The 12,705-nt window shown below is 57.5% G+C and carries 11 protein-coding genes; 2 read left to right on the top strand and 9 right to left on the bottom strand.

Annotated features, from left to right (window positions below; genetic code table 11):
• Positions 1–164 precede the first annotated feature (164 nt).
• Positions 165–1,883 (bottom strand): penicillin-binding transpeptidase domain-containing protein, encoded by a 1,719-nt coding sequence (locus AAZT04_RS07570; protein ID WP_434679481.1) that lies wholly within the window; start codon positions 1,881–1,883, stop codon positions 165–167.
• A 102-nt stretch (positions 1,884–1,985) separates the two neighbouring features.
• Positions 1,986–3,911: a penicillin-binding protein 2 gene (gene mrdA / locus AAZT04_RS07565; protein ID WP_434679479.1), complete on the bottom strand. Its 1,926-nt coding sequence runs from the start codon at positions 3,909–3,911 to the stop codon at positions 1,986–1,988.
• A gap of 292 nt (positions 3,912–4,203) precedes the next feature.
• Here mrdA and AAZT04_RS07560 point away from each other — a divergent pair, with 292 nt between their 5' ends.
• Entirely contained in the window at positions 4,204–4,485 is a 282-nt protein-coding gene (locus tag AAZT04_RS07560; protein ID WP_020826830.1) for a YjcB family protein, read from the top strand.
• Positions 4,486–4,802: 317 nt separating this feature from the next.
• Entirely contained in the window at positions 4,803–5,591 is a 789-nt protein-coding gene (gene lpxA, locus AAZT04_RS07555) for an acyl-ACP--UDP-N-acetylglucosamine O-acyltransferase (protein ID WP_129982881.1), read from the top strand.
• 11 nt (positions 5,592–5,602) lie between these two features.
• Here lpxA and AAZT04_RS07550 read toward each other — a convergent pair whose 3' ends face one another.
• Genes AAZT04_RS07550 through AAZT04_RS07520 form a run of 7 tightly spaced genes read right to left on the bottom strand, consistent with a single transcriptional unit; the run spans position 5,603 to position 12,541 of the window.
• On the bottom strand, positions 5,603–6,550 hold the full coding sequence (locus AAZT04_RS07550; protein ID WP_046373591.1) for an oligopeptide/dipeptide ABC transporter ATP-binding protein: 948 nt from the start codon (positions 6,548–6,550) through the stop codon (positions 5,603–5,605).
• On the bottom strand, positions 6,540–7,544 hold the full coding sequence (locus AAZT04_RS07545; protein ID WP_130015715.1) for an ABC transporter ATP-binding protein: 1,005 nt from the start codon (positions 7,542–7,544) through the stop codon (positions 6,540–6,542). The genes AAZT04_RS07550 and AAZT04_RS07545 overlap by 11 nt, the downstream gene beginning before the upstream one ends.
• Positions 7,544–8,431 carry a D,D-dipeptide ABC transporter permease gene (gene ddpC, locus AAZT04_RS07540; protein WP_020826826.1) on the bottom strand — a complete coding sequence of 296 codons (888 nt, stop codon included), beginning with the start codon at positions 8,429–8,431 and terminating at the stop codon, positions 7,544–7,546. Before ddpC ends, AAZT04_RS07545 begins: the two co-directional genes overlap by 1 nt.
• Positions 8,432–8,436: 5 nt before the next feature.
• Positions 8,437–9,453, bottom strand: coding sequence for an ABC transporter permease (locus tag AAZT04_RS07535; RefSeq protein WP_044550981.1), 1,017 nt, complete (start codon positions 9,451–9,453; stop codon positions 8,437–8,439).
• Between the two features lie 48 nt (positions 9,454–9,501).
• Entirely contained in the window at positions 9,502–11,052 is a 1,551-nt protein-coding gene (locus tag AAZT04_RS07530; protein ID WP_115058858.1) for an ABC transporter substrate-binding protein, read from the bottom strand.
• Between the two features lie 35 nt (positions 11,053–11,087).
• Positions 11,088–11,651 (bottom strand): D-alanyl-D-alanine dipeptidase, encoded by a 564-nt coding sequence (ddpX, locus tag AAZT04_RS07525; RefSeq protein ID WP_434679474.1) that lies wholly within the window; start codon positions 11,649–11,651, stop codon positions 11,088–11,090.
• 17 nt (positions 11,652–11,668) lie between these two features.
• Positions 11,669–12,541 (bottom strand): MurR/RpiR family transcriptional regulator, encoded by an 873-nt coding sequence (locus tag AAZT04_RS07520; RefSeq protein ID WP_129982883.1) that lies wholly within the window; start codon positions 12,539–12,541, stop codon positions 11,669–11,671.
• Positions 12,542–12,705: the final 164 nt, after the last annotated feature.

Genomic DNA, 12,705 nt, shown 5'->3' with positions numbered 1-12,705 from the left:
AATATTCCCGCCCAGACAAAGTATCGACGCTTAAAAAATATTCCCCTTTTTAATAAAACCGCCAGATTTATCTTAACTTCACTCGTGATGTCGAATGGGTACAGGCCCACCTTGCGACGTTGAAAAAGTGACTGGTTCCCCCTCCACAGAGGGGGAACATCAGGTTAGCCTTTAACCTGGGAAACGACGTTCAACGGCTGGGCATCAGGCAAGATATTCATATGTTCCAATACCTGCGCCATGATCTTGCCGAACACCGGGCCAGCCACCGAACCACCGAAGTGCTTGCCTGCTTTCGGGTTGTTGACCATCACCACCAGCGCCACCTGCGGATCGCTGGCGGGCGCCACGCCGGCGGTGTAGTTAATGTAACCACCGTCGTATTTGCCGTTGGTGCCCATTTTCTCTGCGGTACCGGTTTTAATCGCCAAACGGTAACCTGGTACCGCAGCGCTGACCCCGCTGCCCCCCGGTAAGGCATCGCTTTCCATCATATGCACCACGGTTTTTACCGTATCTTCCGGCAGAATGCGCTGCCCCATCACCGGTGGCGTCACTCGGGTGATCGACAATGGCCGATAAACGCCATAGGAACCGATAGCCGCGTATTCACGCGCCATCTGTAACGGGGTCACACGCAAACCATAACCAAACGAGAAGGTTGCGCGTTCGATGTCAGCCCAGCGTTCGCGGTGCTGCGGCAAATAACCGCTGCTTTCGTTGCCGATGCCCAGGTCGGTCGGTCTGCCCAAGCCAAAGCTCTTGTAAACCGCAGGCAGTACGGTGGCGGGCAGCGCCAGCGCAATATGTGAAACGGCGATGTCGCTGGATTTTTGCAGCACGCCGGTAATGGTCAATTTCGACCAGTGGCCTACGTCCTTGATCAAATGACCATTGACCCGGTAAGGCGTGGTGTCCAGTACGGTATCCGGCTTAATCAACCGGTGTTCCAGCCCGACCATCACCACCACCGGCTTCACGGTAGAACCCGGTTCGAAACTGTCGCTACTGCACACGTTGCGGATATCTTTGGCCGGGGTATTGGCGTAGTTGTTCGGGTTGAATGACGGGTAGCTGGCCATCCCCAGCACTTCACCGGTATTCACTTTTACCAGCACCGCACAGCCGGAATCGGCCTGGTTTGCCACCACGCCGTCGCGAATTTGCGCGTACAGCACGTACTGGATGAATTTATCAATACTCAGCGTGACATTCGGCGGCGGCACAGGATCGACGTTCTTGATCACGCCAATCACCGCCCCGCTGCCGTCCTTCTGGTAAACCCGCAGGCCGTTCTTGCCTTGCAGCAGGCGGTTAAAGCCCAGCTCGATACCTTCAAGACCCTGATTGTCCTGCCCGACAATGCCGATCAGCCCGGCGGCATCCTGGCTCATCGGGTAGAAACGGCTAAAGTCCTGCAGGGTACTGACGCCGGTTAAACGCAGCTTGCTGATGTAATCGGCATTATCATCTTCGACTTTGCGCGCCAGATAGACAAAACGCTTGTGGGCATTAGCCTGGATCAGCTTTTGCACCTCGGTTAGCGGCATTTTCAGCACGTTGGCCAGGCTCTGCCAGCGTTCATTGCCGATATCGGTATGGGTGTCGAGAATATGCTTGGGATCCAACACAATATCTTTCGAAGACACGCTGACGGCCAAGGCCTCGCCGTTACGGTCGGTGATCATCCCCCGGTTGGTGGGCAGCACCTCGGTGCGAATCGAACGCTGATCCGCCTGATCCGCCAACTGCTGATGCTCCAGCAACTGCAAATAGCCGACCCGAAAGGCCAGCAGGAAAAAGCAAACCAGGATCCCGCCGCAAATCCAGCCAAAGCGAAGGGTCGAATAATTTTTACCGCTTTTTTTTGTTAATGGCGCCACTGTTAACCCTGCGTTTTTATTAAAGTTATGTGATTATTTCAGTCTACCCTGACAGAAATAGTTAGAAGATTGCAGTTTGTAAGAAAGTAAAAGCAAACGCGTTTACTGTTGCACATCCGCGCTGTCGTTTAACTCCGGTTTAACTTTCTGGTTATCCTCAGGCTGCGGGGCGTTGGCCGGGTCAAAAATATGGTCGAGGATCGCCCGGGCCGTCGGCCCCGCGACCACACCGTCACCACCGCCGTTTTCCAGAATTAATGCCATCGCCACCCGCGGATTTTTATAAGGCGCGAACAACGTATAGAAAATATGGTCGCGCAGCCGTACCGGGATCATTTTGGCGTTATAAGTCTGATTCTCTTTCAGACCAAACACCTGTGAAGTCCCGGACTTGGCGGCAATCTGATACGGCGCAGTATGGAACAGCTTATAACCGGTGCCGTTTGGCAGATTGGCCATGCCGTACATGCCATTGCGAACGATGCCCCAGTACGGCGATTTGGCATAACCAATCTGTGCACTCTCTACCGGTGGCTGGTAGCGGCTCACCAGGTTGCCCTGCCGCATGGAGTACAACAAATGGGGCGTTTTCACCTTGCCGTTGTTGATCAGCGTCGTTAACGCCTTCACCATCTGGATCGGCGTAGCCACCCAATATCCTTGGCCGATGCCTACCGAGATGGTGTCCCCCTGATACCAGGCTTTTTTATGCACCCGCTGTTTCCATTCGCGGCTTGGCAGCACGCCGCGATACTCTTCGTTAAGGTCAATCCCGGTCGCCTGACCGTAACCAAACTGGCTTAGCCAGCTGTGAATACGGTCAATGCCCATTTCAAACGCCACCTGATAAAAGAAGGTATCGGCGGACTCCTCTATCGCCTTGGTCACGTTCAGCATGCCATGCCCGGTTTTAAGCCAGTCACGATAACGGCGCTGGGTACCCGGTAAGGTCCAGGTCGGCGCGCCAAAGAAGGTGGTGTTGGGGGTGATCACTCCAGCAAACAGCGCGGAAGTGGCCATGTAAGGCTTCACCGTGGATGCCGGTGGGTAAAGCCCTTGCGTGACGCGGTTAATCAGCGGTAGATCGGGGTTGCTCAGCAGAGCTTTATACGCGGGATAGCTGATGCCTTTCACAAAAGGGTTGGGATCGTAACTGGGGCTGGAGACCATGGCCAAAATGCCACCGTCGCGCGGGTCTTCCACCACCACTGCCGCCCGCTGCCCTTTAAGCACCGATTCGATATATTGCTGCAGCGGCAGATCGAGGGTCAGGTAAATGTTTTTGCCCGCCTGTGGCGGTTGTTCTTTCAGCAGGCGTATCACGCGACCGTGGTTATCCACTTCGACTTCCTGATAACCGGTGGTGCCATGTAACTCTGACTCATAATAAGCCTCGATGCCCTGCTTGCCGATATTGTGGTCGGCGGCATAGTTCTCGCTGAGGCCCGCCTTGTCCAGCCGCTTCAAATCGCCATCGTTGATTTTAGACACGTAACCCACCACGTGGGCCAGTTCGGCACCATAGGGATATTCCCGCTGCTGATAGGTGTCAATCGTCACCCCGTCAAAACGGTATTGATTGACCGCGAAGCGCGCCACCTCGGTTTCCGTCAGTCCGCTTTTCAAGGTGACCGGCTTATAGCGGCCATTGTGGTGCATGTCATCGCGAAAAGCGGCGATGTCTTCGGGGGTCAGATCGACAATCGGCGTCAGCGCCTGCAGCAGCGCAGTCATATTGTCGATTTTGCTGGGGATAATCTGGATCTGATACAGCGTAATGTTACGCACCAGCGGAATGCCGTTGCGGTCGAAAATCAGCCCGCGACTGGGGGCAATCGGCACCATCTTGATGTCGTTTTGATTGGATCGCGTCTGGTAGAACGCATGCTGTTTTACCTGCAGGCGGTACAGGTTGAGGATCAACACGCCAAAACAGGCGACAACCAACACCATTGCCACGCCGGCGCGGCGTATAAACAACATTTCTTCGGCGGAATGGTCGCGAATTTTATCTTTTAATAGGGCCATACGTGGCGAGTTACCTGTCAGACGTCACATTTTCCCAAGATAAATCAGGGCAGTGAAAAGTCGGCAAGCATAGCGTTATTGGTTTGCGCTCCCCATTAAAAGGTTGCTAATGAAATGGCATAAATGTTTCAGCATGTTGGAATGTTACCAAATGCCGATTTTTCTCCCGCTCAGGGATTGAGCAGCGATTTCCCCCGGTGCTACAATGTGACGCAGATCACATTATTTCACCCATTGCCCTGACCTTCCGGCCGCTCGCCGGGAGCAGCTTTATCACCAAGGATCCCGTTCGATGAGTGCCATTGCCACAGGTTTTATTATGATGCGCTGGGAGTTACTTAGCGCCGTTATGATGTTTATGGCCAGCCAGCTAAACGTCGTTTGCCGTAAGACCAGCCGCAACGGCATGGCATTTATGTTCAGCAGCCTCGGGTTGTTCACCACCTGCTGGTTCGTGATGGGCCTGATGGGGATTAGCTTCAGTCAGGAAGGCTTTACGCAATTCTGGTCCCACGCCTGGGACATGTATGTCGAGGTCGTCAGTAACACCCCTACCGATTGGCCACTGCCCTGAGTTATGGCATTCGCTGGCGACGGAATTGACCGTTGTCAGCCTGACCATTTTCAGCCCTGCAGAGCAAAGGGTTGAAATCGCCGGTGGTAACATCCCGTTATTACCCAAAGGTTCACAAAATAAATAAAATATAAGGTAGCGGTCTGAGGCAAATACCGGCTTATGCTTGCCGCAGACAAACCTTGTCACACCGACCGGAAGGCAAACTTCCTGCCCACGCGTTCCTGTTTCCCCCAATTAATCCAGAATCCGGCTTAATAATTAACCGATGACTGGCCTGGCTGATGGATAGCCACACGCCGCCATCAGGAAACGTGATGATTTCTCCCTCTGCCCTTATTGCAGACAACAGCCTGATCGCGCCCGGCGCGATGATCGGTGCGCACGTGCGTATCGGGCCTTTTTGCGTCATCTCCGCCGGGGTTGAGATAGGCGAAGGCACCACTGTTGCCTCGCACTCTGTAATTAACGGCCTGACCCGTATCGGCCGCAACAACGTTTTCGGCTCGTTTTCTTCGATCGGCGAAGCCAGCCAGGATTTGAAGTATGCCGATGAACCGACCTCGTTAATCATTGGCGATCGTAACCGTATAGGCCATTACGCCACCCTACATCGCGGCACGGTACAGGGGCGCCAGCGCACCGTCATCGGTAACGACAATCACCTGCGGAATAATGTGCATGTTGCCCACGACTGCGTCATCGGAAACGGTGCTTACGTCGGCGAGCACAGCGGCCTGGCCGGGCATGTTGAGATGGGCGATGCTGCATGGGTCGGCGCCCGGTGCGCGGTACACCAATTTTGCATTATCGGTGCCCATGCAAAAGTTGCCGACGGTGCCCTGCTGGTGCAGGATCTGCCGCCCTTTGTTCAGGCCGGCGGCCATCGCGCCAAACCTGACGGCCTGCATCTGGCAGCGCCGGCTTTTCTGGCCGCCGATCCGCAACAACAGCGAGTTATTCACGCTCTCTACGATATGCTGTATCACCGGTCGATGGCGTTGGAGGATGTACGGCAAGAGGTTATCCACCTGAGCGTGGAATACCCATTGCTACGCCTGTTCCTCGACTTCTTCACACGCTCGACGCGCGGCATTATCCGCTGAGCGTATCGCCGTCATCCTACCTTATGGCAACGCACCGCCGTGCCGCCCAAGTTGACGCTCAAACTTTGCGGTCGCTGGCACCCCTCGCCGGCGTAAGGGCAACGTTCGCGAAAAAAGCAACCCAGTGGCAACTGACGGTTGCCCGGTAATTCCCCTTTGCGGTCTTCAATTGTGCTGTCGCTCAGTGAACGGCCGGTACGGGGCACCGAATCCAGCAGCAACCGGGTGTAAGGGTGCTGCGGCTGGCGCAACACCTGTGCGGTCGGCCCCAATTCGACAATCTGCCCCAGATACATTACCGCTACCCGATCGCTCATGTGCTGGATCACCGAGACGTTATGCGAGATCAACACATAAGTCAGGTTGCGCTGACGTTGCAGTTCCACCAGTAAGTTGAGGATCTGCGCCTGCACCGAAATATCCAGCGCCGAAGTAGGTTCGTCCAGCACGATGATGTCCGGCTGCGACGACAGTGCGCGGGCGATGGAGATACGCTGTCGCTGTCCGCCGGAAAACTCGTGCGGCAACCGGTCAATCGCCTCCGGCCGCAGTCCCACCTGCTGAGCCAACTCCGCCGCCTGCGCCCGTCGTTCCGCCACGCTGTTGTGTTGCTGCACGTACACCGGCTCGGTGATAATTCGCCATACCGGCAGGCGCGGATCGAGCGATGACTGCGGATCCTGAAACACCATTTGCATACCGCTGCCAAACCAGGAGCCGGCATTGCGCGCCCGCAGCAGCTCGCCGCTGCTGGGCTTCAACAACCCCATCAGCAACTGCGCCAGGGTGCTTTTGCCGCAGCCGGACTCGCCAACGATGCCCAAGGTTTCGCCGCGCATAATGTTCAGATCCAACCCATTGAGCGCATGAACATACTCTCGCGGCTTGCCGCGCCAGTTATAGCTGGCGGGGAAACGTAATCGCACGTCGCGCAGTTCCAGCAGTGCCTCAACGTTCATTTTGCACCTCCAAATCGACAGACTGCGGATGCCAACAGGCTACCCTTTGGCTCGGCTCTGCCACCAATGGCGTAAGTCTTGGCGTATGCCGACACTGAGCGTCAGCATGGCGGCAACGGTTGCTGAAAGCGCAGCCTGGCGGTAACGCGCTCAGATTGGGCACCGTACCGGGGATAGCCTGCAGCAGGCTGCGCGGTTCGGCACGCTCCGGCGCCGCCAGCAATAGCCCAATGGAGTACGGATGACTGGGATGCTCAATCACATTGGCGGTTGCGCCACTCTCAATCACGTGTCCTGCGTACATCACATACACCCGGTCGCAAAGTTGCGACACCACGGCCATATCGTGAGTGATAAATAGCACCGCCGTGCCGCTGGCTCGCGCCTTCTGCTGTAGCAAACGCAACACCTGACGCTGGACCGTGACGTCCAGCGCAGTGGTGGGTTCGTCAGCGATGATCAGTTCCGGTTCGCAGGAAAACGCCATGGCAATCAGCACCCGTTGGCGCATACCGCCGGACAGCTCAAACGGATATCGCTCCATCACCCGCTGTGCATCGGCAATCTGCATTTCCTGTAACAGCTGAATCGCCTTGTCGCGAGCCGCCGAGGCGGAAAGTCGCTGGTGCAGGCGGATCACCTCGCACATCTGGCGGCCGATCTTGCGCGTTGGATTAAGCGCACTCATGGGTTCCTGAAAAATCATCGACACCCGCGCACCGCGCAACTGGCGCATTTGCCGCTCGCTGGCGTTAAGCACGTCGGTGCCCAGCATCTCCAGCGAACCGCCGGTCACGCGGTAACCCTCTTCCGCCAGCAGCCGTAACGTCATCATCGCAGTGACCGACTTGCCGGAGCCGGACTCGCCCACCACGCCGACGATTTCACCCGCCTTGACCTGCAACGAAACGCGATTGAGCGCCTTGACGCTGCCGCCGTAAACCGGAAACTCCAGCTGCAATTCATCGATTGATAAAACGGTGGTTTCACTCATCAGCGCCCCCGGGTTTTAGGATCCAGCAGGTCGCGCAGACCGTCGCCGAACAGGTTGAAACCGGTGGCGGTGATCAGGATCGCCGTGCCGGGAAAGGCCGAATACCACCATTGGTCGAGCACATAGTTGCGTCCATTGGCCACCATAGCGCCCCATTCGGCGGTCGGTTGCTGGGCACCCAGGCCGATGAAGCCCAGCGTAGCCGCCATCAGGATTGCGGTACCGATATCCAGCGACGCCTGCACCACCAACGGCGGCATCACATTGCGCAGCACGTGCCAGCCAATCAGATGCCAGCGCGAAGCGCCAAAGGTGCGCGCCGCTTGCATATACGCCTGATGACGCAGCGTTAACGTTTGGCCGCGCGCCAGCCGCACGTAGAAAGGAATGCGCACTACGGCAATCGCCAACATGGCGTTGAACAAACTGGGGCCCAACGCCGCCGCCAGCGCCATGGTCAGCACCAGCGACGGCACCGACAGCATGATATCCATGCAGCGCATAATTAACGCATCAACCGTACCGCCCATCACGCCGGAGAAACAGCCGAGCAGCGAGCCAATGCTCCCCGCTAAAACCACCACCGCCAGCCCGGCGGCCACCGATTGACGGCTGCCAACCAGGACTCGGCTGAACAGGTCCCTGCCCACTTCGTCGGTACCGAACCAGTGCTCGGGCGAAGGCGGCAGTAAGCGCGCGGTTAGGTCAATGGCGTCCGGGTTATGCGGCACCAGCCACGGCGAGAACAGCATCAGGAACAGCACGGCTATCATGATGGCGGCACCCAGCAGCGTCAGCGGACTCCGCCGAACCCGGTACCAGGCGCGGCGCAGGCTGAGATAGCGCAATACGGGTTCCGCGATCGGTGGTTGTTCGATTTGAGTCATTGTCATTATCCCTCGCGCCCCATTCTTGGGTCGATCCACAGGTAGAGCAGATCGACGATCAAATTAACCATCACGTAGGCAAAAGAGACCACCACGGCAAACCCCATCACCGCCGGAAAGTCCAGCGCCTGAATGGAATCCACCACGTAAGCGCCCATGCCCGGCCAGGCGAAGACCGTTTCGGTCAGCACCGCGCCATAGAGTAAGTCCCCCAAAGCCAGCCCCAACACCGTCACCGAGGGGATCAACGCGTTGGGCAACGCATGCCCAAGCACCACTCGCCAGTGCGAAAGGCCGTTGGCACGGGCCGTGCGGATATAGTCTTCCCCCAATTGTTCAAGCATCGCCGAGCGGATTTGGCGCGCCACTACCCCAAGATGAACAAAGGCTAACGTCAGCGCCGGCAGGATCAGGTGTTGCAGGCTGTTCCAGAACGCCTCGCCGTTGCCGGTCAGCAAGGAGTCCAGCAGGTAAAACCCGGTGATGTGGGTGGGAGGATCCAGCCAGTCGTCCAGTCTGCCGCCGCCGGGCAATAGATTCAGTTGCCCGTAGAACAGGATAATCACCCCCAACCCCAGCCAGAACGCCGGGGTGGAGATGCCGGTCACCGACAACAACCGCACCAGATGATCGGGCCATTTATTGCGATACACTGCCGACACCACCCCAAGCGGGACACCAAACGCGATCGCCAACAGTAAAGCGCAAAAAGCCAGCTCCAGCGTGGCGGGAAAGAAGGCGCGCAGATCTTCCAGCACCGGCCGTCCGGTGCGAATGGAAGTCCCCAAATCGCCATGCAGCAAATCCAGCACGTAGCGGCCAAATTGCACATACAGCGGCTGGTCCAGCCCCAGCTGTTGGCGAATATGCTGGACGATTTCCTCGCTGGCGCGGTCACCGGCCAGCAGGCGCGCCGGATCGCCGGGGATCAGGTGCGAGATGGTAAAGGTGATCACGCACACCCCGAACATCACCAGCACCAACCCCCAGCAGCGCTGACGGATAAGGCTCCAAACGTTCATAGCGGTTTCCCATGGTGCAGGGGCAGCCAAACGGCTGCCCGAAAAAAATTACTTGCTCATCTGCCCAACGTTGAACACCTGCTCCAGCATCGGGTTATACACAAAGCCCTTCACCTCTTTGTTCATCGCCACCTGATAGTTTTTCTGGAACAGATAGACGTAGGCCGCCTGGTCGATGACGATTTTCTGCGCCGCCTGGTAATCCGCGGTGCGAACCTGCTGATCGGACACCGATACCGCTTTCTTCAACAGGGCATCCACCTGCGGATCGCTGTAGAACGACCGGTTGCCCGGCAGCCCTTTCTTGTCGGATTCAAACCAGTAGTTCATGAACATATAGGGGTCGGCGAAATCCGGGCTCCAGTTCCCGATGGCGATATCGTAATTGCCCTGACCGATGCGATCCCGCATGGTGGCGTTAGCCAGCTTCTCCAGTTTGACGTTGAGGCCGACCGTCGCCAGGCTCGCCTGCACCGACAGCGCAATCGCCTCCCAGTTAGGGTCACTGATCGAATACAGGAAGTTCAGCGAAGCGGGTTTGTCTTTCACCGCCGCCAGTGCTGCCTTGGCCTTGTCCGCATCCTGACTGTACTGCTGGGCATTGGCGTCATAGCCCCACATGCCTTCCGGGATCGGGCCGCGCATCTGTTTGCCGTTGCCCCCGAGAATGCCCTTCACCATGCCCTGATAATCCACGGCGTAAGAGATGGCGCGACGCAGATCCACCTGGTTAAGCGGCGCTTTGCCGTTGTTAAGGTACAAATAGGTCACCCGTAGCGACGGGTACTCGTTGACCGCAACCTTGTTTTCACTTTTCAGCGCCGTGAGCTGGTCAATCGGCAGCGATTCGGCAATATCCAGGTCGCCTCGGGTCAGTTGCAGACGGCGGGTGGCGCTTTCGCCGATGATTTTCACCGTGACGCGTTTAAACGCCGGTTTGGCACCGCTGTAATGCGGGTTAGGCACCAGCACCAACTGCTGGCCCTTCTGCCAGCGATCCAGTTTGTACGCCCCAGAACCGGCACTATGGTTCGCCAGCCAGGCCTTGCCCTCGTCTGCCGGATTCGCCTTGGCAATCGCCGGATTAACGATGCCGGCACCGTCATTGGCCAAGGTGTACAGGAACGGCGCAAACGGCGTTTTCAGAGTGAAACGCACCGTCAGCGGATCCACCACCGTGACCTGCAGGTCTTTCGGGAAGGCCTCTGACGGCCCCTGACCAATCTTCATCAGACGCTCGAACGACCATTTGACCGCCTCGGCGTTCACGTCCGAACCGTCATCAAACTTGTTGCCGGGTTTTAGCTTAAAGGTCCAGACCAGTTGGTCGTCTGAACTGGTCCAGCTGTCGGCCAGCTCACCCTCCACCTGGGTCGAACCTTTTCCGCCTTCGGTCTTGTACTGCACCAGTCGCTGATAGGCCGGGTAGGTCACCGTCCAGTCGTTGTTATCGATAGTCACCGCCGGATCCAGCGTTTGCGGATCGGCCGCTTTGCCAATCACCAGCATGTCTTTGGGCACCGCCGCCTGTACCGGCCCGGCTACCGTCAGGCCCAACGTCACTGCAGCCGCCAGAGCGGCGTATTTGATCTGATTCATAAACAAAGCTCCTGATGCGTTGAATGTGTGTTGTTTTAGTCGTAAGAAAAACAGCCGAAGCGATCGGCCAGCAGCGGATAATCCCCGGCGTTGGGCAGCTCGAAGTGCCACCATTCGCTGGCGATCCCGCGAAAACCTCCGGCGGCCATCACCGCATTCAGCAGCAGCCGGTTGCGCTGCACCTCCGGAGGGAAATCGGGATAAAACGGGTGTGATTTTTCGCTCATTTCATCAAAGCCGGTGCCCATATCCAGAGCGATACCCTCGGCGTCCAAAAGCGTCACGTCGATCGCGACACCCCGGCTATGATGCGATCCGGTCAAGGTGCTGGTGACATATTGCGGATCCGGACAGGCTTGCCACAGCAATGCCTGCGCCTGCTGCGGTCGATAAGCGTCAAACACCAGTAGGGAAAAACCGGCCAGCCGCGCCGCCAGCAGGCAACGCGACAGCCCCTGCACCGCATCAGGATGCAGCAGGCAGCGGCTCTCGCGATAAATCGCCCGGCCCGTCAGGTTGTCGGCGCCGGCATATTTCAACTCAATCGGCAGACCAGGGAAGGCCTCGGCCAGATCGGTTAATGTTACATTGTCACTCATTGCGTTTTCCCATACGGTTAAGATTCAAATTGCCCCAGCTCTTTTTGCAGCATTCGGTTGCTTGCCAGCCGTTGCTCGACCGCTGTACCGCCCTGTTCCAGCACCGAAGACAGCAGCAGGTTGAACAGGCAACTGAGCGGGGCCAGCGAATCCCAAAACTGACCGGTGTCGGTTTTTACCTGCAGCAGGTCGATCGGGTAATCCCGAGCCCAGGGGCAGTAAATATCGGTAATCAGCGCCAGCCGCAGCCCACGCGCACAGGCCGCCTGGCAGTATTTTTGTGCGATGGTCGAATACGCGCGCGTGTCCGTCAGCACCAGGTATGGCGCACTGAATTCCGAATTTAGCGACTCCACATAGGTGCCGGATAACCCGTCCGCGTAATAGACCTTGGGCCGCAGATATTCCAGATGGCTGTAAAAGGCATTGGCAATGCCGCGCGTAGACTGTATGCCCACGACAAACACCGCTTCCGCCTGCGCCAACTGACGGCTGACCTGCGCAAAGGCTTCGCCGCCGGCCAATTGGTAAACGTGTTCGATCGCTTCCAGCTCCAGCGTTAATGACTGACGTAATTTTTGGGGTTGCGGCTGTTCGCGCCGGCGGCGGTAAGCCCCCAGGCGATCGGTCACGCCCCAGGGTTGACGCAAAGCCGTACCCTGCTCGCGCAAGGTGCGCTTTAAGTCCTCAAGGTTGCGGTAACCCAGGCTGCGCAGGTAGCGCCCGACCGAAATACCGCTGGTCGCGGTGCTACGAGCAATGCTGTCGGCGGTCTCAAACGGCACCTGCGGCAAATTGGCCAGCAGATATCCGGCAATGCGTTTCCCGGTGGGAGTTTGCACCGCAAATGACGCTTCTATTTGTGCCATCACATCTGGATGCTCTGCCATAGTTCGCCCGCTGTTGTTGAGTTGTCACCAAACCCCACTCTGTTACTCAGATAACAAAGCGAGATGATGACAATGCATGGCCTGTGCCAATTGCGGATTGCAGGGGAAATTTCACGCGCGACGGCGTACGGCGGCGCAGGAACGACAAAAACCTGCGGTTACAA

The sequence above is a fragment of the Serratia sp. Je.1.23.a genome (assembly GCF_051129805.1).
GTDB classification, from domain to species: Bacteria; Pseudomonadota; Gammaproteobacteria; order Enterobacterales; family Enterobacteriaceae; genus Serratia; species Serratia liquefaciens.
The sequence above is the reverse complement of the archived record's forward strand: the minus strand, read 5'-3'. Positions and strand labels throughout refer to the sequence as shown.